The 23739-nt window shown below is 36.6% G+C and carries 20 protein-coding genes and 2 tRNA genes; 5 read left to right on the top strand and 17 right to left on the bottom strand.

What is annotated here, in order from left to right; genetic code table 11:
* Positions 1-49 precede the first annotated feature (49 nt).
* The 4 genes from abc-f (at position 50) to C7390_RS05615 (ending at position 4259) form a co-directional block, all read left to right on the top strand.
* On the top strand, positions 50-1954 hold the full coding sequence (gene abc-f, locus C7390_RS05630; RefSeq protein ID WP_055174108.1) for a ribosomal protection-like ABC-F family protein: 1905 nt from the start codon (positions 50-52) through the stop codon (positions 1952-1954).
* A gap of 137 nt (positions 1955-2091) precedes the next feature.
* On the top strand, positions 2092-2373 hold the full coding sequence (locus C7390_RS05625) for an HU family DNA-binding protein (protein ID WP_022502640.1): 282 nt from the start codon (positions 2092-2094) through the stop codon (positions 2371-2373).
* 112 nt (positions 2374-2485) lie between these two features.
* Positions 2486-2938 carry a CYTH domain-containing protein gene (locus tag C7390_RS05620; protein WP_022502639.1) on the top strand — a complete coding sequence of 151 codons (453 nt, stop codon included), beginning with the start codon at positions 2486-2488 and terminating at the stop codon, positions 2936-2938.
* A gap of 31 nt (positions 2939-2969) precedes the next feature.
* Positions 2970-4259 (top strand): chloride channel protein, encoded by a 1290-nt coding sequence (locus C7390_RS05615; protein ID WP_172677767.1) that lies wholly within the window; start codon positions 2970-2972, stop codon positions 4257-4259.
* Positions 4260-4380: 121 nt separating this feature from the next.
* Here the strand turns inward: C7390_RS05615 and C7390_RS05610 are convergent, their stop codons facing one another.
* The 8 genes from C7390_RS05610 to C7390_RS05575 all read right to left on the bottom strand — a co-directional run bounded on the left by C7390_RS05610 (position 4381) and on the right by C7390_RS05575 (position 13343).
* The gene (locus C7390_RS05610) at positions 4381-5406 is read right to left on the bottom strand and encodes an ABC transporter substrate-binding protein (protein ID WP_318295578.1); all 1026 of its coding nucleotides are present in this window, start codon (positions 5404-5406) and stop codon (positions 4381-4383) included.
* Complete coding sequence (gene recJ, locus C7390_RS05605) at positions 5403-7124, bottom strand: single-stranded-DNA-specific exonuclease RecJ (RefSeq protein WP_318255791.1); 1722 nt, start codon at positions 7122-7124, stop codon at positions 5403-5405. Before recJ ends, C7390_RS05610 begins: the two co-directional genes overlap by 4 nt.
* A 104-nt stretch (positions 7125-7228) precedes the next feature.
* Positions 7229-9469: a protein translocase subunit SecD gene (gene secD, locus C7390_RS05600; RefSeq protein ID WP_116443756.1), complete on the bottom strand. Its 2241-nt coding sequence runs from the start codon at positions 9467-9469 to the stop codon at positions 7229-7231.
* Between the two features lie 31 nt (positions 9470-9500).
* On the bottom strand, positions 9501-10859 hold the full coding sequence (gene scfB / locus C7390_RS05595) for a thioether cross-link-forming SCIFF peptide maturase (protein ID WP_116443755.1): 1359 nt from the start codon (positions 10857-10859) through the stop codon (positions 9501-9503).
* Between the two features lie 172 nt (positions 10860-11031).
* Entirely contained in the window at positions 11032-11178 is a 147-nt protein-coding gene (gene scfA / locus C7390_RS05590; RefSeq protein ID WP_012739622.1) for a six-cysteine ranthipeptide SCIFF, read from the bottom strand.
* A 67-nt stretch (positions 11179-11245) separates the two neighbouring features.
* On the bottom strand, positions 11246-12211 hold the full coding sequence (locus C7390_RS05585) for an AEC family transporter (RefSeq protein WP_022502633.1): 966 nt from the start codon (positions 12209-12211) through the stop codon (positions 11246-11248).
* A gap of 24 nt (positions 12212-12235) precedes the next feature.
* On the bottom strand, positions 12236-13036 hold the full coding sequence (gene thiD, locus C7390_RS05580; RefSeq protein ID WP_055306161.1) for a bifunctional hydroxymethylpyrimidine kinase/phosphomethylpyrimidine kinase: 801 nt from the start codon (positions 13034-13036) through the stop codon (positions 12236-12238).
* A 222-nt stretch (positions 13037-13258) separates the two neighbouring features.
* A tRNA-Leu gene (locus C7390_RS05575) sits at positions 13259-13343 on the bottom strand.
* Positions 13344-13609: 266 nt separating this feature from the next.
* Between C7390_RS05575 and C7390_RS05570 the strand changes: the two genes are divergently transcribed.
* Positions 13610-13692, top strand: a tRNA-Leu gene (locus C7390_RS05570).
* 171 nt (positions 13693-13863) lie between these two features.
* Here the strand turns inward: C7390_RS05570 and C7390_RS05565 are convergent.
* The 9 genes from C7390_RS05565 to C7390_RS05525 all read right to left on the bottom strand — a co-directional run bounded on the left by C7390_RS05565 (position 13864) and on the right by C7390_RS05525 (position 23666).
* Positions 13864-14472: a peptidylprolyl isomerase gene (locus C7390_RS05565; protein WP_055174104.1), complete on the bottom strand. Its 609-nt coding sequence runs from the start codon at positions 14470-14472 to the stop codon at positions 13864-13866.
* Between the two features lie 36 nt (positions 14473-14508).
* The gene (locus tag C7390_RS05560) at positions 14509-14745 is read right to left on the bottom strand and encodes an HPr family phosphocarrier protein (protein ID WP_022502630.1); all 237 of its coding nucleotides are present in this window, start codon (positions 14743-14745) and stop codon (positions 14509-14511) included.
* Between the two features lie 205 nt (positions 14746-14950).
* Entirely contained in the window at positions 14951-15538 is a 588-nt protein-coding gene (yihA, locus tag C7390_RS05555) for a ribosome biogenesis GTP-binding protein YihA/YsxC (RefSeq protein ID WP_022502629.1), read from the bottom strand.
* 21 nt (positions 15539-15559) lie between these two features.
* Positions 15560-17908: an endopeptidase La gene (gene lon / locus C7390_RS05550; protein WP_318295577.1), complete on the bottom strand. Its 2349-nt coding sequence runs from the start codon at positions 17906-17908 to the stop codon at positions 15560-15562.
* A 3-nt stretch (positions 17909-17911) separates the two neighbouring features.
* Entirely contained in the window at positions 17912-19183 is a 1272-nt protein-coding gene (clpX, locus tag C7390_RS05545) for an ATP-dependent Clp protease ATP-binding subunit ClpX (RefSeq protein WP_055174102.1), read from the bottom strand.
* Between the two features lie 112 nt (positions 19184-19295).
* Entirely contained in the window at positions 19296-19877 is a 582-nt protein-coding gene (gene clpP / locus C7390_RS05540) for an ATP-dependent Clp endopeptidase proteolytic subunit ClpP (protein WP_022207568.1), read from the bottom strand.
* A gap of 174 nt (positions 19878-20051) precedes the next feature.
* Positions 20052-21341, bottom strand: coding sequence for a trigger factor (gene tig / locus C7390_RS05535; protein ID WP_022502626.1), 1290 nt, complete (start codon positions 21339-21341; stop codon positions 20052-20054).
* A 130-nt stretch (positions 21342-21471) separates the two neighbouring features.
* Positions 21472-21897: a hypothetical protein gene (locus tag C7390_RS05530; RefSeq protein ID WP_055306165.1), complete on the bottom strand. Its 426-nt coding sequence runs from the start codon at positions 21895-21897 to the stop codon at positions 21472-21474.
* 284 nt (positions 21898-22181) lie between these two features.
* Positions 22182-23666 carry a glutamate synthase subunit beta gene (locus C7390_RS05525; protein WP_116443753.1) on the bottom strand — a complete coding sequence of 495 codons (1485 nt, stop codon included), beginning with the start codon at positions 23664-23666 and terminating at the stop codon, positions 22182-22184.
* Between the last annotated feature and the right edge of the window lie 73 nt (positions 23667-23739).

Genomic DNA, 23739 nt, shown 5'->3' with positions numbered 1-23739 from the left:
AAGCAAGTATAATTCAACTAATTAATTTAAAGAAAGGAACACTGTTATTATGATTCTTTCCTGTAATAATATAAGTAAATCTTTTGGAACAGATGTTATTATCAAATCCTGTTCTTTTAATATTGAAGACCACGAAAAAGCAGCTATCGTTGGTATCAACGGTGCTGGAAAGTCTACTCTTTTAAAGATTATAACCGGAATTGAACCTGCTGACACAGGACTTGTAACGTTAGCTAAGGACAAGACTTTAGGTTATCTTTCACAGCAGCAAAATCTTAATTCAGACAACACAATTTATGATGAGCTTTTATCTGTGAAGCAATATATCCTTGATATGGAAGCACAGCTAAGAAGTATTGAGAACCAGATGAAATCAGCAGATGATACAGCTCTTGAAACACTTATGAAGAAATATTCAGACCTTAACCACGAGTTTGAATTAAACAACGGTTACGCTTACAAAAGCGAGATAACTGGTGTTCTTAAAGGCCTTGGCTTTGCAGAAGAAGATTTCACACTTAATGTTAATACTTTATCAGGCGGACAAAAGACACGGGTTGCACTTGGCAGGCTTTTATTATCAAAGCCTGATATTATACTTCTTGACGAGCCTACCAACCACCTTGATATGGAGTCTATAAGCTGGCTGGAGAACTATCTGCTTAACTACAGTGGTGCTGTACTTATAGTTGCCCACGACAGATATTTCCTTGACAAGATAGTAAGCAAGATTATCGAGTTAGACAATGGCAATGCAACTGTATTCTCAGGCAACTATACTGATTACGCTTCAAAGAAAGCTATCCTGCGCAATATGCAGCTAAAGGAATATCTTAACCAGCAGCGTGAAATCAAACATCAGGAGGAGGTTATAACAAAGCTTAAGCAGTTCAACCGTGAGAAATCTATTAAAAGAGCTGAAAGCCGTGAAAAAATGCTTAACAAGATGGAATTTGTCGATAAGCCTGAAATTTTAAACGACAAAATGGATATTAAGCTTGAACCTAATGTAATAAGCGGTAATGATGTCCTTACTGTAGACAACCTTACTAAAGGTTTTGACGGAACTGTTCTTTTTGATAACATATGCTTCCAGATTAAACGTGGTGAACGCGTAGCACTTATCGGAAGTAACGGAACAGGCAAGACAACAATATTAAAATTAATTAATGGAATTATACCTGCCGATTCAGGCTCGATATATCTTGGTGCTAAAGTAAATATTGGTTATTATGATCAGGAACACCACGTTCTTGACCCTGACAAGACCATTTTTGATGAAATCAGGGATGCTTATCCAGACCTTAATAATACACAGATAAGAAATACCCTTGCAGCATTTTTATTCACCAATGAAGATGTATTTAAGTATATAAAAGACTTAAGCGGTGGCGAGCGCGGACGTGTATCATTAGCCAAACTTATGCTCTCTAATGCCAACTTCCTTATATTAGATGAGCCTACTAACCACCTTGATATCACTTCAAAGGAAATTCTTGAAAATGCACTTAATAGTTACACAGGTACTGTCCTGTTCGTATCACACGACAGATACTTTATTAATTCTACTGCAACAAGAATTATTGAGCTTGCCAATAAAACGGTTGTTAATTATATTGGTAATTATGACTATTATCTTGAAAAAAAGGATATACTAGGAGCAAAACCAATAACCAATAACACTTCTAAATCCAGCAGTTCAGCCATTTCAAAGCTTAACTGGCAGGAAGAAAAGGTAAAGCAGGCACAGCAAAAGAAGATTAAAAACGAAATCAAGCGTACTGAAGAACGCATGGCTTTAATTGAGGCTGAGATTGAGGAACTTGATAATATGTACGCCGACCCTGCCATAAGCAGTGATACTGCCAAACTTATGGAAATACACACCAGGAAGGAAGCTCTTAGCAAAGAGCTTGATGAGCTATATGATAAATGGGGGGAATTAACATTATAATTCCAATACCAAAAACAGCGAAAAATGCCGAAATAAGGCAATTCTTAAGCGTTTTTTATTGACAAAATTACCTATATGGAGTATAAATAACCTATACTTATTATTACTTATTTCATTTAAGGAGGATGTAGTTTATTATGAATAAGACAGAGTTAGTTGCTGCAATCGCAGAGAAGGCTGAACTTTCAAAGAAGGATGCTGAGAAGGCTTTAAAGGCTTTCACAGAAACTGTTGCTGAACAGTTAAAGAATGGTGACAAGATTCAGTTAGTTGGTTTCGGTACTTTCGAAGTTGCTGAAAGAGCTGCTAGAACAGGTCAGAATCCTCAGACAGGTAAGGCTATTGAAATTCCTGCTTCTAAGGCACCTAAGTTTAAGGCTGGTAAGGCTTTAAAGGATACTGTTAACTCAGCTAAATAATTAATATTCGATAGTGGATATTGCGACTGTCACTTAGGTGACAGTCTTTTTTATATGTATTTATAGATACATATAAATATTATCAATGAAATTCAGAAAACGGAGACACACTATGGAAATAGAACGTAAATTCTTAGTTGCACAATTGCCAGATAATCTGGACAATTATAATTGCAGATATATTGAACAGGGTTATCTTTCAACTAAACCTGTAGTCAGGGTAAGACGTGATAATGATGATTATTATCTTACTTACAAAGGCAGTGGTATGATAGCACGTGAAGAATACAATCTTCCACTCACCAAAGACTCGTATGAACATTTGATTAAAAAAGCTGACGGTAATATAATAACCAAAAAGCGTTATGAAATTCCAGATGGTAACGGATACACTATTGAACTTGACATATTTGAAGGAGCATTCAACGGCACTGTTATTGCAGAAGTTGAATTTAACACTATAGAAGAAGCTGACAATTACATTATGCCAGAGTTTTTTACAGAAGATGTAACTAATAACCCTGAATATCACAACAGCAATATGAGTAAAAAGAAGTTCGACTAACGTGAACACTCTAAGAAAAGAGGATAACCTGATGAAAAAACTCTCTGATATATTAGATATAAGTCCTGATATTACTCTTGAAACACTTCAAAGAGCAAGAATGGCAGCCTTAACACTTATCAAATGGCTTCTCTGCTCTTTATTTACAGGAAGCTTTATAGGACTTATCGGAGCATTATTTTATAAAGCTTTACAATATGTAACAAGCTTTCGGATCCAACACCCTTACACTTTATTCTTTCTTCCTGCTGCCGGTATAATAATCGTTCTTATGTACCATTTTACGCACGAAGACAAGAATACAGGAACTAATCTTGTAATAACAGCAATCCAGTCCAATGCAGAAGTTCCTGTCCGTGTTGCTCCTCTTATTATAATATCAACACTGCTTACACATCTTTGCGGTGGTTCAGCAGGACGAGAAGGTGCAGCCCTGCAGGTTGGCGGCTCCTTAAGCAATTTTATCGCCAAAATATTACATTTTGACGACAAAGATACAAGAATTATGATTATGTGCGGAATGAGTGCCTGTTTCTCTGCTCTTTTCGGAACTCCTATAGCCGCAGCCATATTTTCTATGGAGGTTATAAGTGTGGGGGTTATGTATTACGCCGCACTTGTTCCCTGTATTATATCCGCACTTATTGCTTCCGGCGTAGCTGGGTTATTCAATATAACACCAACTATGTTTATAATAAGCGAAATATGTGAACTAAGCATATCTACCGGAATAAGATTTATGATAATGTCAGTAATATTTGCCCTCGCAAGCATTGTATTCTGTTATATGCTTCATTCATCAGCCAAAATATATTCTGAATACTTAAGCAACCCATATATCCGTATTATAATAGCTGGTGTGCTTGTTATTATTTTAAGATATATAACCGGTACTACTGATTATCTTGGTGCTGGTGCTCCTATGATTGCGGCAAGCTTTATAACAAGCTGTTCGTGGTATGTCTTTATTTTAAAAATGCTGTTTACAGCCATTACATTAGGTGGTGGATTTAAAGGCGGTGAGATTGTCCCTACACTTTTTGTCGGTGCAACTCTTGGAAGCTTTTTGGCTCCTGTATTCGGACTTCCAATCGGCTTATGTGCCGCGTGCGGTATGGTAAGCGTATTCTGTGGCGTAACTAACTGCCCACTCACTTCTTTCATATTATCAATTGAAATGTTTGGTGCTGGTTCAATGAAATTCGTAATTATATGCGTAGCAATAAGTTATATGCTCTCTGGCTACTACAGTCTTTATAACAGCCAGAAGATTGTTTACTCTAAATACAAGACAGAATATATTAACAGACATTCACATTAATTATAATAAAAAAGGCAATTCATACAGAATTATCATATCTACCGATTTTTCTGCTAATGAATTGCCTTTTTACTGCTTTTACCGCTTTTACTGCTTTAACTATGCATCATTCTTATATATTTTATTTGTAGAAATTGTCCTCTGGAAGCTTTCCACCAACTGAAGCTGGATTTGCTTCGTAAAGAACATTTAAATATTTGCTTATTTTGTCTTTGGCATCACTGCCTGTTATTATTGTTATGTTGCATTTAGGTATTGCCTGCTTTGCAACTGCGGCTTTTGTTATACCATATTTTTCTACAAGTGTTGAAACCTCATCTACATTTGCATTAACATAATCTGCTGAAAGCTTATATTCCTCAAGGAACTTGTCAACCGCAGCCTTATGGTTATTGTAATATTCTGTATTGACAACTATTACACCTGTTACTACTGTACTTCCGTCCTTTGATACATTTTCCCATTCCTTAGTAACATCAAGAGCTATTCTTGCTTCCTTATTATTCATAAGAACTGTTGTAGCAAATGGCTGTGGAAGCATAGCTACAGTTTCTTCCTTCGCTGATGCCATAATAGCCGCAACCTCGGAAGCCTCTGACTTAAATTCAATGTGTACATCCTTATCAGGGTCAATTCCGTTGGTATTTAAAAGGTATCTTAATGTATATTCAGGTGTAGTTCCTTTACCTGTTGTGTATATTGTACGTCCTTTAAGGTCGCTTACATTAGTTACCTCGCCCTTATTATCAAGTATATATAACACGCCAAGTGTATTAATTCCTACAACAGATACCTTGCCATTACTCTTATTATAAAGTGTTGCCGCCGCATTACAAGGCATAGCTGCAATCTGGACATCGCCCTTTATAAGGTCTGCTGTAAATGCATCTGCTGCCGCCTCTATCTGAAATGTATAATTATTAGCTGTTTTATTATACTCATTATCGCTCATAAGCTTAACCATTCCGATAGCTGTAGGTCCTTTAAGTGCAGCTACTTTTATGTCTTCGCTTACATACTCACTTGTACTTTCCTGTGTTGCATTGTCTGACTTATCACTGCTGTTACTGCCACAGGCTGTAAACATTACGCTGACCATTACAAGCATAAGAATAGCAGCTGTCAGTTTCCTCATTCTCTCTCTCATATTGTTTCCTTCCATTCCTTTATAATTATCTGTAATGACATTATTCCGTTAAATGTATTGATATCCGGATAATATATTATAGAAATTCTCATTCCTGCCCTTGGAATATCATCTATATTATTAATTCCAAACTGTACAGCAGGTACATAAGTTCCGTCCTCTGTTTCTAACTGGCATCTAAGAACATTTTTATTCTTTCCAATAACTGAAGCTGTCTTTACATATAAGTTCCTATCTGCAAATACCGGCTTTTCATTACCCTTTCCGAATGGTTCAAGCAGCTTTAACTGGTTAACCAGCCGGATATTGGCATACGATACAGGCATTGGAACATCAATCCACATTTTAGGAATTAAATCCTCATCTGTAAGTATCGCATTATCATTCAGCATTTTTCTGAATATGTCAATATCAGATATTGCTAATGATAAACCAGCCGCCATAGGATGTCCACCATATTTAGTGAGAACATTTTTACATTTATTAATCTCTTCGTACATATTATAGCCTTCGATTGAACGTCCTGAGCCTTTTGCCCCGTCCTCAGCATTAGTAATAACAAATGTAGGCCTGTAATATCTTTCTTTAATTCTGCCTGCTATTATTCCAGCTATGCTCTCGTGGCAGTCCTTTAAATATATAACAAGCACTCTATCCTTAAGAAGACCAGTATTCTCTACTAATTCTATTGCCTTCTGCGTCTCCTGCTCTGTCATTGACTTTCTTTCATTATTAAGGGCTATAAGCTCTTTTGCCATATTATGTGCCTTTTCATTATCCTTGCAAAGCATAAGTTCAATTGCCTGTCTTGCTGTATCAAGACGTCCACTGGCGTTAAGACATGGTCCTATTACAAAGCCTATATGATATGAGCTTATATTATTAATATCAAGCTGGCACTCCTCTATAAGTGCCCTAAGCCCTGTATTTTTTGTATGTGCAATATGCTTAAGGCCATATTTAACTACTATTCTGTTCTCGTCAATAAGGTCGACTATATCACCTACAGTGGCTATTGCCATAAATTCAATATAATCTTCAAGCTCTTTCTTATCAAGCCCTAATCTGTCATATAACAGGCTTATAAGCTTATATGCAACGCCTGCTCCACATAACAGCTTAAATGGATAATCACAATCTGCCTGTTTAGGGTTAATAACTGCATCTGCCGGAGGTACAATGTATACCTTTTTATCGTCCTTTATCTCAAATGGAACATCGTGGTGGTCGGTCACTATCATTGTAATTCCATTATCCTTTGCATACCTGACCTGATTATATGCAGCTATTCCATTATCACAGGTAACAATTGTATCAATCCCTTCATTGATTGCATTGTCTATTAAATGCTCATTAATTCCATAACCATCATTTATCCTATGCGGCACAACATAATCCACATCTGCTCCTGCCGCCTTTAAGCCGCAGAATAATATATAAATAGAACATATTCCATCAATATCATAATCTCCGATTATTCTTACAGGCTTATGTTCCTCTATTTTCTTAGTAATAATATCAACAAATTTATCGGCATCTTTCATACTATGAGGATTATGTATATCGTTAAGATTCCCATTAAGATACATATCTATATCTTTACTGCCGCATATATCCCTGTTTCTTATTATACGGGCAAGAACCTGATCTATTCCGTATTCAGAGGCTATCTGCTTAAAATCTGCTTTTTTGGCGTATACCATCCATTTGCTGTTCACGTTTGTTCTCCATTCTTATGGCAATATTGCTTGTATTAAAAATGGTGCATCGTTTGATGATGCACCATTTTACTGCTTTACAAAGCCATTATATTAATTATTTATTATACCTGAGCTCCGTCTTTACCTATGCTTTCTGCTTTTTTTCTTTTATTAACTGCTTCATCAATAACTCCTCTGTTCTTTCCACCAAGCATATACCAGAATGAACTTGTAAGGAATACTGATGAGTAGAAACCTACGATAATACCAACAATAAGTGGAAGTGAGAATTCCTTAACTGATGTTACACCGAGTATGTATAACATAACCAGCATAATAAGAGTTGTTATTGTTGTATTAATATTTCTTGTTAATGTACTTGTTATAGCTGAGTTAACAAGCTCTGTAATATTAGTCTTAGAGTTAGCACCCTTTAACATTTCCCTGATACGGTCAAATATAATGATTGTACCATTAATTGAGTAACCTACTATTGTAAGCATACAGGCAATAAATGTGTTACCTACTGGCACTCTGAATACTGCATAGAATGTAATAACTACTAATACATCCTGTAAAAGAGCCATAACAGCTGCAAGCGCGAATTTGATATCCCTGAATCTTGCAAAGATATATATAAGCATTGCTATTGTAGCAAGAATTACTGAAAGAATAGCATTCTTCTTCATAGTACTGCTGACAGATGAGCTGATTGTGTCTGTCTCAACTATCGAACCATCTTCAATAGGGAACTTAGCTGTTACAGCTTCCTCAACAGCTTCTCTTTGCTCAAGTGAAAGGTCTGTTGTCTTAAATGAAACCTTAGTTGAGTTCTGAACCTTCTGCTGTTGTACTTCTGTTATACCTGCAGCATCCCTGATTACAGGAATAATATCATTCTCTATCTCTGACTGTGAATATTCTTTGTCAAATGTAAAGCTTGTTGTTGAACCGCCAACAAATTCAAGGCTGAAATTAAGTGCTCTGTTACCAAGTGCACTCTGTACTCCCATTGTTATAAAACCAATAACAATAAGAACAATTGAAACCGTAATAGTCCATTTCTTAATTGAAAGAATATCATAAGTTCTTCTATGTGTTGTCTTTCCATACATCGATGGCTTAGTAAGACCAAAGTTATAAAGAAGCTTCATAATAACTTTAGTAATCACAAGTGCTGTAAATATTGAAACTATGTTACCTACTGCAAGAGTTGTTGCAAATCCCTTAACAGGACCAGTACCGAATATATAAAGTACAATAGCTGCAATAAGTGTTGTTACGTTACCATCAACGATAGCTGATGTAGCTTTGTTATAACCTGCAAGAATAGAATTCTCAACACTCTTTCCTGCGGCTATCTCTTCCCTGATACGTGTATAGATAATAACATTGGCATCAACCGCCATACCAATACCAAGTATGATACCGGCAATACCCGGGAGTGTTAATGTAAGATCATATACACTTACAAGGAATAATACTAATGTTGTGTATATAATAAGCGAAAGTGTTGCAACAACACCTGGTACTCTGTATATAGCAATCATAAATACACATAACAATGCAAAACCAATAGCTGCTGCTATAAGACTTGTATGAATTGCATCGTGTCCTAACTGTGCACCTACGATATTAGAGCTTACTTCATTAAGTGTAAGAGGAATAGATCCAATTCTTATGTATGTAGCAAGATTATCTGCCGCATCAAATGTTTCCATACCTGTAATTGAAGCATTACCACCTGTTATAGCCTGATTAACTGTTGGATAACTTACAACCGAACCATCATATACTATGTATATTCTGCTTCCTATATTGTTAGCTGTTGCCTCAGCGAACTTATCTCCACCTTCATCTGTAAATGTAAGCGATACACCATATGGTGTGCTGTCTTTAGATGATGTATCTGTGTAAGCCTGTGCTGTCTTTACGTCAGAACCTGTAAGAAGTGGTGTGTAATCCTCTCCCTGTGACCACGCTGTATAACCTGTGTAATCAAGGAATTCAAGTGAACCTGGTGTTCCTAATTCTGTAAGAATTTCATTAGCATCTGTAACACCTGGAATTTCTACTGTAATTCTGTTCTCGCCCTCTTTGTAGACCTGAGATTCTGTACTTCTTCCCTCGATACGTTTCTCAAGCTTATATATAGTATCTTCTATATCCTGGGAACTTGAGTTATCTTCTTTAATCTCATAAGTAATACTGACACCACCTGCAAGGTCAAGACCTAAGTTGATGTCCTTAGCACTGCCATAGCCTTTGCCGTTCATTCCGAATATAGCTGTAAGCGAAAGTCCTACAAGCAATACAAGAATAATAATGCTATAGCTTATCTTCTTAGTTAAATTGTACTTCATTTTACTATTAATACTCCCTTCAACATTCCTTTTAATCTTCTGCCATCGCAGCTCTTATCATAATTGCACATTCAATTCTCTTCTTCTGCATCTCACAGCCAACATCATATGCATCATTGATGTTACCATGGAAGTTGTAAGAATTAGCGGCACACCCACCACTACAGTAGAACTTGGCAAAACAGTTCTTACACTTTTCTTTTGAATATACATTACAACTCTTGAATTCATCTCTTATATCATTACGGGTTATGCCTTCATCAACATTACCCATAAGGAAATCTTCATTACCTACGAACTGATGACATGGATAGAAATCACCCCAAGGAGTAACAGCAAGGTACTCACATCCTGAGCCACATCCTGATAATCTCTTAGCCACGCAAGGACCGCCGTTAAGATCAATCATAAAGTGGAAGAAATTAAACCCATTGCCTGCTTTCTTTCTCTTAATAATTTCCTTGGCAAGCTTATCATACTGCTCAAATATAATTGGAAGGTCTTCTTCTCTTATCGCATAAGAGTCTGTAGGCTGTGCAACAACCGGCTCTACCGAAATCTGCTCAAAACCTTCGTCTGCTAAGTGAAGAACATCTTCTGAAAAATCAAGATTGTTATGTGTAAATGTACCTCTGACATAATAATTCATCTGGTTACGGCTTTCAGCAACCTTTTTAAACTTAGGCATTATAATGTCATATGAACTTCCGTGGTTATTTCTTGTTGGTCGCATAAGATCATTAATCTCTTTACGTCCATCTATGCTTAATACGATATTGCTCATCTCTTTATTGGCAAAATCAAGTATCTCATCATTAAGAAGTATACCATTAGTTGTAAGTGTAAAACGGAATTTCTTATTGTGCTCTTCTTCAAGGCTTCTTCCATATTCTACAAGCTGCTTTACAACTTCAAAATTCATTGTTGGCTCACCACCAAAGAAGTCAACCTCAAGATTTCTTCTTGAGCCTGAATTAGCAACAAGGAAATCCAATGCCTTCTTACCAACTTCAAAGCTCATAAGAGCTCTTCTTCCGTGATACTCACCTTCTTCTGCAAAACAATATCTGCAGGCAAGGTTACAGTCGTGTGCAATATGAAGGCATAGAGCTTTAACAACTGTAGGTCTGTCCTTAAATGAATCTATATATGGCTCATATATATCTTCTGTGAAAAGCTGTCCTTCTTCTTTTAATTCTTCTATCTCCTGACAGGCTTCCCTGATATCTTCTTCCTTATATTTATCTTTAAGCTTATCTGCTATATCATCAACACTTGAATTCTCATAAAGTGCGATTATATCATATACTATATCATCAACAACGTGTACAGAACCACTATTTACGTCTAACACGATGTTATATCCATTATTCTTATACTGATGTATCATAATTATCCTCAATTTCTATTGGCTGTATACAGCCATTTATTCTTAATCACAGTTAACTAATATACCTGTAGCTATCAGACATACACTAACTATGAACTGTCTTAACAGAAATAAGAGAGTGTCTAAAATGCTTTAGCACTCTCTTACCCTTCACTAACCAATTAACTAATTATTAGTTATTCTTATTCTCACAGCTCTGGTTACCAACTGTGCAAGATGTCTTACAAGCTGACTGACATGATGTCTGGCATTCGCCACATCCACCGTGCTTCATTGTATCCTTTAATACGCGATTGCTGATTGTCTTAATATGCTTCACAACAATACCTCCTTTTTGTTCATAACTATTAGAAGTATAACATATAGCTATTACATTTTCAACAACTTTATATCAAGCCTAATGCTCTTAAAATAAATATCCAGCCTGTTAATGTTATGCTTGATAATACTGTCGTCAAAACAATTATGCTTGATGATAATACCTCATCATTATCCATACTCTTTGCCATAACATAGCTTGTAACTGTAGTAGGAGATGCAAGCATTATAAGAGCCGCCACAAGCTCCTGATTTCTAAAGCCAAGAAATACTGCAACCGGAATAAACACTGCCGCAAGTCCTATAAGTTTAATAAATGTTGCTATAATAGTAGGCTTTATCTTCTTTAATGCTTTTCTCCCCTCAAAACCTGCACCAATGCATATTAAAGCTATAGGTGTTGCTGTCTGTGCAAGGCTTTCTATAGTCTTATTAATAATTGCAGGATACTTCATATTAAGCATTGATGATATAAAACCAAGAACTATACCTATAATAATTGGATTTTTTAATATATTAACAAATGCTTTTTTTATATTATTACCTCTTCCAGCCTTAACAGCTTCACTGCTGTCTGCCGGATGTGCCTTAAATGTAAGTACAACGACTGCAAATATATTAAATAACGGAACTGCTGCAACAATCATAAGCGGTGCCATTCCTGTATCTGAATACATATTCTGCACAAATGCCATTCCAAGAATTGCTGCACTGCTTCTGCACGAACCCTGCACAAACGCTCCCTTTTGTGTATCGTCTTTCATTAATATCTCAGTTGCTATCCACACTAATGAGAACATAAGTATTGTTACTATACTGCAATACAATACAAACTGCGGGTCAAATTTACCTTTAAAATCAGACTTTGACAAATCCCTGAACAGTAATGCTGGCAATGCCACCTTAAACACATATCTGTTAGCAACATTGGCAAAATGGTCATCAATAAGGCCTATCTGTTTAATAAACCACCCTATAATCATCACAAGAAATATAGGAACTGTTGCATTAATACTATATATAAAACTATCCATTACCAATCTCCTATCCACACTATTTTACTTATCAAGCACATACATATGATTAAGAGGTCCACTTCCCTTACCTATGTTAAGTCCAGCCTTAAGAGCACCTGTTATGTATTCTTTCGCCCTTGCAACTGACTCCTTAACACTATACCCCTCTGCTATATTACATGCAATAGCAGATGACAGCGTACAGCCTGTTCCGTGTGTATTAGGATTATCTACTCTTTCTGCCTCAAACCAGCTTGTTCCAATCTCTGTATACAGATAATCATTAGCACAATTAATGGAATGTCCGCCTTTTACAAGAACTGCCGGTCCTTCATCATTAATATTTATCTTTTTATAGATGATTTCTGCCGCTTTTTCCATATCATATCTGTCATTAATAGTTATGCCTGACAGACTTTCAGCTTCTGGAATATTAGGTGTTATAACTGTTGCAAGCGGCATAAGCTTCTTAATAAGCACTTCCTCTGCTTCTTTAGTGATGAGCTTCTTACCACTTGTTGACACCATAACCGGATCTAACACAATATTAACCGCTTTGTATTTTCTTAATTCTTCTGCTATCTCCTCTACTATGTATGGTTCAGACACCATTCCAATCTTTACCGCATCTGGTCTTATATCCTCAAATACCGCATCTATCTGGCTTGCTGTAAAGCCTTTCTTACAATTCATTATTCCATATACGCCCGTTGTATTCTGTGCTGTAAGTGATGTAATAACACTCATTCCATATACACCGTGTGCGGCAAATGTCTTTAAATCCGCCTGTATTCCAGCACCTCCGCTACAATCACTTCCCGCTATTGTCAATACTTTTTTCATAATATCCTTATTTCCTTATTTATCATTTTTTATATTTTACCAATTAATATTCTGTGTAATATATTATTATTTTCCTATAAATACACTTAACCTTTTATATAAGACACTGATGCCTTTGCATAAACAGATATTTTCATAATCACAATCTGCATACATATTTACTTTCTATATCTATATATTGATATAGAAAAAGGGAAGCCTGACCAGCTTCCCTCAATAAAGTGCAGTCGGCGGGACTTGAACCCGCACCCAAGCAATATGGACTAGATCCTTAGTCTAGCGCGTATGCCAATTCCGCCACGACTGCTTATTTAGTTAATCGCTGTTTCCCAACGACTTGATTATATTATCATCTGCGTAACACTTTGTCAACAGCTTTTTACAATTTTTTCTATTATTTTTTAATTCGTCTTTAATTTTGTTGTATAACTGTCACTTTTTAAAAATAATATTAAATCTATCTTCAAATTCTTACTATTGATTTTTAATCTTTTTTAAATTAAGTATGTCTGCTAACTAGTACTTCTTTATGCCTTGACAAAATCCCTGCCTTAGAATACAATAACATAGTTAGCGGAAATGTCGGAATGGCAGACGAGCAAGATTCAGATTCTTGTGTGGGTTACCACGTGTGGGTTCAAGTCCCATTTTCCGCATTAATTAATATTTTTAAAGGTGTGATAAGATTAATTCCTATCACACCTTTTTTTACATTTCATATTTACAATTGTAATCAAGACCTGTAACACAGGTTATTACAATTGTTACCTAAATCTATAACTCCAGTTATTACAATCCATTGTTATTTCTATAATCCGATATTATTCCTAATCAATAACTGCTATCTTAGTTATAACCGGCTGGTTATTCTTAGCAACCGTACCATTGTCATCTGTTGCCTTAACATTTGCACATATCTTATCTACAATATCCATACCATCTGTTACATAACCAAAACAGGCATAATTACCATCAAGGTATGTACTGTCTTTATGAACTATAAAGAACTGTGAACTTGCACTGTCATTATTACTTGAACGTGCCATTGAGATTGCTCCTCTTGTATGCGAGAGATTATTCTCAATTCCATTATTGCTGAACTCGCCCTTTATCTTATTATCCGAGCCACCTGTTCCATTGCCAAGTGGATCACCACCCTGTATCATAAAACCTTTGATTATTCTATGAAATGTAAGTCCATCATAAAATCCATCATTAGCAAGATTAATAAAATTAGTCACTGTAATAGGTGCCACGTCAGCATCTAATTCCACATTAATATCACCATAATCCTGCACTGTAATTGTAACGTGATGTTTTCCTGATAAAAGATTATCCTCTTCTTTAGTCTGTGTCTGGCTGTCAGCAGCTTTTCCACAGGCCATTAAAGACACTGATAACATCATTGCAATTAATATACTTAGTATCTTCTTCAATTCTTTCTCCATTCCAGTCCAAGAAATTCTGCTTCCTTAATACTGCATAAATTCGTTAATATCTCTTAACACATCTTCAATCTCACTCTCGCCGCCATTAACTGTCAGCTGGAGTGGTCTGCTTATATCAAGGCTGAATAATCCAACAAGAGACTTACCATCAACACAGCTATTGCCACATTCGACATCGAATCCACACGAATATCTGCTTATTTTGCTCACAAATCTTTGAACTTTCTCAACTGAATCAAGTAAAATTGTTACTGTCAACATATACTAATAATCCTCCTGTAAATTATCCTACAATTCTTCAAATGTAATTAATCAACCCACAACACCAACAACTATACTACTTTTCATAAATAATTACAACCAGTTTAATATATCTGTTACTGCGATTATCTGACTTTTTATAATATTCCAGCTGTTACTTTTTATGCCATACCAGTTGTTACTGCATAATGTGCATCTTTAATAATTACTGCCCGATGTAGCCCTCTATTGTATTCCACAGTTCGTCAAGCCCCTGCTTTGTCTGTGAAGAAAACGGTATGAGTATATCATCTTCTTTAAGACCAAGACCTGCTCTTACAGCTTTAACGTGCTTTGCTATCTGGCTTCTCTTTAATTTATCAAGCTTTGTTGCAATTATAACCGGTCTGAAGCCGTTATCAACAATCCAGTTATACATCATCTTATCATTCTCTGATGGGTCGTGTCTTATGTCAACTAATAAGAACACCTGCTTTAGATTAGCAGACTGTCTTAAATATTTCTCTATCATCTTACCCCATTTTGCCTTTACCGCAGGACTGGCATTAGCATAGCCATATCCCGGAAGGTCAACAAGATACATCGCATCATTAATATTGTAGAAATTAATAGTCTGTGTCTTACCAGGCTGTGACGATGTTCTTGCATATGATTTTCTATTCATAAGAGCATTAATCAAAGATGACTTACCAACATTTGATTTGCCCGCAAATGCTACCTCTGGAAACTCTGTATCTGGTATAGCACTTGTCACACCTATTACTATATCAAGATTAACCTTTTTAATTACCATATTTATCCTCATTTCTATGCTCTATAATACAAGTGCATTATTAAGAACCTCTGACATATCCTTTACATATACAAGTTCTAAGCCGTCAGTTATCTCTGCATCTAACTCTTCTACATCAGATACATTTTCTTCTGGCACAAGCACTTTCTTCATACCAGCAAGCTTGGCCGCAAGAAGCTTTTCCTTAAGCCCGCCTATTGCAAGTACCCTTCCTCTAAGAGTCACCTCGCCTGTCATAGCGACATCTGGTCTTACCGGTATACCTGTAACTGCCGACAACATAGCCGTTGTCATTGTCACTCCTGCTGATGGACCATCTTTAGGAACTGCTCCTTCTGGTATATGAAGATGAAGCATATGTTCATCAAAATACTTCATATCAACTTTATATTTTCCACTCTCAGTAATAGCTCTCACATAAGAATACGCAATCATAGCAGACTCTTTCATAACATCTCCCATATTGCCTGTGAGCCTCAAATCATCACTTCCCGGCATTGCATTAACTTCTATTTCAAGAGTTTCACCACCAACGCTTGTCCATGCAAGTCCTCTTACAATTCCTACCTGTGGCTTCTTGTATGCTTTGTCAGTCTTATATTTAATATTGCCAAGATAATCAGTCAAATTCTTGTCCGTTATTCTTATGCACACCTTGACTTCTTTGTTTCTTGTGCCATCAGCATTAAAAACTCCTGCCTCATACAGCTTGGTTACTGCTTTTCTGCATATTTTGGCAATCTGTCTTTCAAGCTCCCTCACACCTGACTCTTTAGTGTAACCAAGAATTATATGCTTTAATGCTGAGTCTGATATCTTTAAAAGTGATGTGGCAAGCCCGTTCTTACGAAGCTGCTTGCCAACAAGGTGTTCCTTTGCTATATGAAGCTTCTCATTAACACTATAGCCAGATACTTCTATAATCTCCATTCTGTCAAGCAGCGGTCTGCTGAGTGTTGATAAATCATTAGCCGTTGCTATAAATAATACCTTAGATAAATCTACAGGCATTTCTATATAATGATCCGTAAAATGTGAATTCTGCTCGCTGTCTAACACTTCCAGAAGAGCCGAGGCTGTATCTGATTTATAATCATTGCTCACCTTATCAATCTCATCAAGAAGCATTAATGGATTGGCTGTTCCTGCCTTCTTTAAACCCTCTATTATTCTTCCCGGCATTGCACCGACATATGTCTTTCTATGTCCTCTTATCTCTGCTTCATCTTTTACTCCGCCAAGACATATCCTTACATATTCTTTATTAAGGGCAGCCGCCACCGAACGTGCTATTGAAGTCTTTCCTGTTCCCGGAGGTCCTGCAAGACATAATATCGGAGCATCTGTATTAGAAGTTATATTTCTTACAGCAAGTGCCTCTATTATTCTGTCTTTAATATCTTTCATTCCATAATGGTCATTATCAAGCACTTTTCTTGCATTAATAATATCATTGTTATCCTCTGACATATTATTCCAAGGAAGTTCAAGACAATTCTCAATATATGTTCTTTCAACATTGACCTCTGATGAACCCTTAGATAAGTTCTTAAGCCTTTTTACCTCCTTATGAAGCTTATCCTTTACTTCATCAGAAGCATTAAGCTTATCTATCTTTTCTTCTAATTCATTCGTTTCAGAATACTCATCCTGCCCAAGCTCCTTATTAAGAATTTCAAGCTGTTCTTTTAATATATATTCTCTCTGGTTCTCATCTACTTTAGCCCTGACTTTACCAGATATTTCTTCTTTAATACTATACGCTTGCGTCAGCTCTATAAGTATCCCTGCAATATATTCATACATATCAAGTATATTATTCATCTCAAGGAACTTCTGACGGTCAGTATATTCCATAGGAAAATCACAGATTACACTGCTCATAAGTTCTCTGGCATTGTCAATCGCCAGCCAGTGATTAAGCATCTCCTTATTACATCTTGGATTAGCAGCCGCATATTGTCTTAATAATTCATTCATTCCAATGACAATAGCTTTATCTGATACTTTATCCGTTTCTTCTATAAATGTACTGCACTCCTGTACATCTGCATATATGTAATCACCCTCAGTATTAATGTCTGCGGCTACAGCCTTCTTAAGTCCCTCAACCTGCACTCTTACTAACTTATTAGGCATTCTTATAACCCGCTTAACAGAAGCTATAGTTCCTGTCATATATAAATCTTTAGCTGTAGGACTTTTAACTGTTGAATCAGTCTGTGTTAAAAGCAGTACCTTCTCATCATTTTCCATAGCAGCTTCTACTGCTTTAATTGATATTTTTCTGCTTATATCAAAATGTATGACCATGTCGGGTAACACGGTCATACTTCTTAACGCAATTACTGGTATTGTAATCATATTCATAATTTATTGTGCTTTCTTAACTTCATCAGTTCTATACTCTATAACAGGCTTTCCTGTCCCCATAACTGCATCCTTAGTTATTGTACATCTTGCTATCGTTTCATCAGATGGCACTTCATACATAACTTCGTTCATAACAGCTTCTAATATAGAACGTAATCCTCTTGCTCCAGTCTTCCTTTCAAAGCTCTTATGTGCAATAGCTTTAACTGCATCATCATCGAATTCCAGATCCACTTCATCAAGGCTTAATAATGCCTTATACTGCTTAAGTATAGCATTCTTAGGTTCTCTAAGAATTCTTACAAGCGAATCCTCATCTAACGAATCTAGTGCAACAACAACAGGTACTCTTCCTACAAATTCAGGAATAAGACCGAACTTAATAAGATCCTGTGGAAGTGCCTTATGGAACATCTCTCCAACATCTTCAGTTGCTGTCTTATCTTTAATCTGTGAATTAAATCCGATTGTACTCTGATCCATTCTTGCTTCTATAATCTTCTCAAGTCCGTCAAAAGCACCACCACATATAAAGAGAATGTTAGTTGTGTCAATCGGAATAAGCTCCTGCTGTGGGTGCTTTCTTCCTCCCTGTGGTGGAACAGAAGCAACAGTTCCCTCTAATATCTTAAGAAGTGCCTGCTGTACGCCCTCGCCGGATACATCTCTTGTTATAGATACATTTTCCGACTTCTTAGTTATCTTATCTATCTCATCAATATAGATAATTCCATATTGTGCCTTTTCAACATCATAATCAGCCGCCTGAATAAGCTTTAATAAAATGTTCTCTACATCCTCACCTACATAACCTGCTTCTGTAAGTGTTGTAGCATCTGCAATTGCAAATGGTACATTAAGAAGCCTTGCAAGATTCTGGGCAAGAAATGTCTTACCTGAACCTGTAGGTCCTAACATAAGAATATTACTCTTCTGAAGCTCTACATCGACATCTTTGGCTGATAATATTCTCTTGTAATGATTATATACAGCAACTGATAATACCTTTTTGGCCTCATCCTGTCCAATCACATAATCATCAAGAAATTCTTTGATTTCTTTAGGTTTTAAAAGGTTGATATTCATACCCTCAGCATCTTCCTGAACATCTTCCTCATTTTCAAATTCTTCGTCAAGAATGTCAGCACATATTCCTACACACTCATCACATATATACGCCCCATTAGGGCCAGCTATAAGCTTCTTAACCTGATCCTGTGTTTTATTACAGAATGAGCATCTTAGCTTTTCATCTACATTTCTGCCTGCCATACTTCCTCCACAATTACTATAACAGCTTTATACACCTGATTAACAAATGTACCCACTGTATTATTGTCTTAAAAAACGGGACTGTGCGAAAAGCTACAGTCCCGTTAAGCAACTATCTCTTTTCAACAACACTATCAATCAAACCATATGCAACAGCTTCCTGTGCAGTCATATAATTATCACGTTCTGTATCTCGAGAGATTTCTTCTACTGATTTACCTGTATTAGCTGCAAGTATTTCATTCAATTTGTTTCTTGTCTTTAAAATGTTCTCTGCAACTATTCTGATCTCTGTTTCCTGTCCTCTTGCACCACCTGATGGCTGATGAATCATAATCTCAGCATTAGGAAGAGCAAGTCTTTTGCCTTTAGTTCCGCCTGAAAGAAGAAATGCTCCCATACTAGCTGCCATACCAATGCAGATTGTAGACACATCGCACTTAATGTACTGCATAGTATCATATATTGCAAAACCTGCAGACACAGAACCACCTGGGCTGTTAATATAAAAATGTATATCCTTGCTTGGATCTTCTGCTTCAAGGAATAACATCTGCGCAACCACAAGATTTGCAGACACATCTGTAACCTCTTCACCTAAAAAAATAATTCTGTCTTTTAACAAACGTGAATAAATATCATAAGATCTTTCTCCACGGCTGTTCTGTTCAATGACATAAGGTACAAAACTCATCTTAATCCTCATTTCTGCGCACAGATTATATAACATATTGCGCATATAAACCTGTGTCAAGTGCGCACTGACACAAATTCCGCATACAGACAGGCAATAGCTGCTTATATGCCGTAGCACACAGGCAGCCTGCACTTAAATCCGTCTATATTGCTTTCGTATATTAAGTATTAATTACTTTTCTACTACTGAGTTAACGATAACATCAACAGCCTTCTGGATTGCGATATCTTCCTTAATCTGCTTTTCTTCGTATTCACCCATAAATTCTTTAACTTTTTCGATTTCCATCTTGTACTGCTCAGCCATCTTGTTAAGCTCATCCTGGAATTCTTCTTCTGAAGCTGTAAGACCTTCTGCCTTAACAACTGCTTCAAGAACAAGTCTTGACTGAATTCTCTTAACTGCTTCTGGCTTCATATCTTCAATAATCTTCTCAGCAGTTACACCTGTATACTGGAAGTACTGTTCTACTGATAATCCCTGCATCTGTAATCTCTGAGCGAAATCTTCTAACATTCTGTTAACCTGTGTGTTAACCATAGCTTCTGGAATATCCATCTTAGAAGATTCGATAATCTTAGCGATTGCTTCGTCTTCCTTCTTAGCCTTAGCTTCGTTAGCCTTACGTTCTGCTATTGTCTTCTTTAAATCATCCTTGTATTCTGCAAGTGTATCAAAGTCAGATACGTCCTGAGCGAAATCATCATCAAGTTCTGGAAGAACCTTTTCCTTAATCTCGTTAACCTTTACCTTGAACATAGCTGGCTTACCCTTTAATTCTTCAGCGTGGTATTCTTCTGGGAATGTTACGTTGATTTCTTTCTCATCACCAATGTTCATACCTATAATCTGCTCTTCGAAATTATCAATGAATGAATGTGAACCGATTGTAAGTGGATAGTTCTCACCCTTACCGCCTTCAAATGCTACACCATCAACAAATCCTTCAAAGTCAATTGTTGTCATATCGCCATCTTTAACAGCTCTGTCTTCAACAGTAACAACTCTTGAATTCTTATCCTGAACCTTCTTTAATTCTTCTTCAACATCAGCATCTGTAACTTCTGTATCACACTTCTCTACTTCTACACCCTTGTACTGTCCAAGTTCCACTTCTGGCTTAACAGCTACAACAGCTTCAAATATGAAAGGCTTTCCAGCTTCAATCTGAACTACATTAATCTTAGGCTGTGAAACTATCTCTAATTCGCTTTCATCTGCTGCCTTAGCATAAGCATCAGGAATAATTGCATTAGCTGCATCTTCGTAGAAGATTTCTGTTCCGTAAAGCTTTTCTACCATCTTTCTTGGAGCCTTGCCTTTTCTGAAACCAGGAACACTAATCTTATTCTTATTCTTATTAAAAGCTGTATTAAGACCTGCTTCGAATTCTTCAGCTGTAGCCTCGATTACAAGCTTGACCATATTCTTTTCTTCCATATTCTCAACTTTAAAACTCATTGTTAATAATTCCTCCTTAAATATATATATGAAGTCTCTTTTCTATTCGTACAATGTACATACTAATGAATTGTATCACATCAGGTATTAATTTGCCAATATATTTTTTATAATTTATATTTATTTATGTTTATTTTAATATTTCGTCCTTGGCATCAACTTCTTCCTTTGCATTATTATCATCATAATCATTCTTGCAGAAGAAGAACTTTCTTGTAGCAAATAACACACATATAGATAATACACCTAATGCTGTGTTAAGTGCCGAATCATGATGTGTAACCATCTCCCTTGCTATTGCAAACATAAGCACTTCAACAACTGTTGCCGGCGTATGCTGTGATAACATCTTAATAAGCTCAACTCCAACCGCCAGCGTCATTATATCTGCAACAAAAGTTTCAAAGAATTCCACTGGTGCACTATCAAACATTCCACCAAGATCAAACACAAACCTCACACACATAACTGCAACGACAACCACAAGAATTGCCGATATTATCCATTCAAGTATATTGCATACTTTTCTGAATATTCCATTTACTTTGTTCTTCATATATCTCTGACCTTTCTATTTATTTATTCATATTCCATTACTGGTATCCAAACCCGCAGTTTAGTCCAATAACCTGAACAACACTCATCCCTGCAATATATAAATTTAATTATATATCGAATTACAGGCTTTAATTTAAACAATATTAAGTATACGAAAAAATCCCACATATAGCAATACAACTTCACTTCAAAAAGCCCACAAAGACCATACGCTAGTCTTTGCGGGCTTCTTACTTATTTTAATAGTTTTATAAAATGTAATCTTTACTTACAGACTAAGAATTACAGATTAGTATATCCCATAAGATACTTATCAACTTCCCTAGCGCAGTCCCTGCCCTGTCTGATAGCCTTTACAACAAGTGACTGGCCTGTGTGGCAGTCGCCGGCAGCGAATACTCCTGCTACATTAGTAGCGAACTTGTCTACATCTGTCTTTATGTTAGTTCTCTCATTAACCTCAACACCAAATGCATCTGTAAGATACTTCTGTGTTCCAAGGAAACCAGCAGCTATAAGAACAAGCTCACAAGGAAGTTCTTTTTCTGTTCCCTCAACCGGAACCATCATTCTTCTTCCTGTCTTCTCATCAACCCTAGATTCAAGCTGGACAGTTACAACCTTTTCAAGATTGCCCTTCTTATCCTTCTTAAATTCCTTAACTGTTGTTGTATATATTCTTGGGTCGTGTCCAAATACTGCTATAGCTTCTTCCTGACCATAATCAGTCTTGCAGACTAAAGGCCACTGTGGCCAAGGATTAGTATCTCTTCTTACATCTGGTGCTTTTGGCATCATTTCAAGCTGTGTTACCGACTTACAGCCGTGTCTTATACAAGTTCCGACACAGTCATTACCTGTATCACCACCGCCAATTACAATAACATTCTTATCTTTGGCATTGATATATTTGCCATCTGTAAGATCTGAATCAAGAAGACTCTTAGTTGTAGCTGCGAGGAAATCTACTGCAAAATGTATTCCATTGGCATCTCTTCCAGGTGCATTGATATCTCTAGGATTAGAAGCACCTACAGCAAGCACAACAGCATCATAATCTTCCATTATCTTCTTAGCTTTAATATTCTGTCCAATATTAGCTTCTGTTATGAATTCAATTCCTTCTTCCTTCATAACATCTATCTTTCTGTCAATTATATGCTTTTCAAGCTTCATATTAGGTATTCCGTATCTTAAAAGACCGCCTACCCTGTCAGCTCTTTCATATACTGTCACAAGATGACCTCTCTGGTTTAACTGGTCTGCTACTGCAAGTCCTGAAGGGCCTGAACCTATTACAGCAATTCTCTTTCCTGTTCTTGCCTTAGGTGGCTTAGGACCAGCAAGTCCATTGGCATATGCATGCTCAATTATAGCCATCTCATTTTCCTTAGTACATACTGGATCACCATTAAGTCCACAGGTACAAGCCTTCTCGCAAAGTGCAGGACATACACGGCTTGTAAATTCAGGAAAATTGCTTGTCTTATGTAATCTGTTATAAGCCTGCTCCCAGTTGCCCGTGTATACAAGGTCATTCCATTCAGGAATAAGGTTGTTAAGAGGACAGCCACTTGTCATTCCTTTTATATTCATACCTGACTGGCAGAATGGCACGCCACAATCCATACAGCGGGCACTCTGGCATCTCTGCTCAGCTTCTGAAAGTGGTGTATGAAATTCATTAAAATTCTTTATTCTTTCTTTTGGTGAAACTGCTTTAGCTTCCACACGTTCATATTCTAAAAATCCAGTTGGTTTTCCCATGATTATCTCCTTTCAAATACACATTTTCACAAATATGTACCAGCAGACTTATAATCTGCTAATACATATCTGT

The sequence above is a fragment of the Bacteroides galacturonicus genome (genome assembly GCF_003096855.1).
Taxonomy (GTDB): domain Bacteria; phylum Bacillota; class Clostridia; order Lachnospirales; family Lachnospiraceae; genus Lachnospira; species Lachnospira rogosae.
Note: the sequence above shows the minus strand (reverse complement) of the source record. Positions and strands in the feature narration are given on the sequence as shown.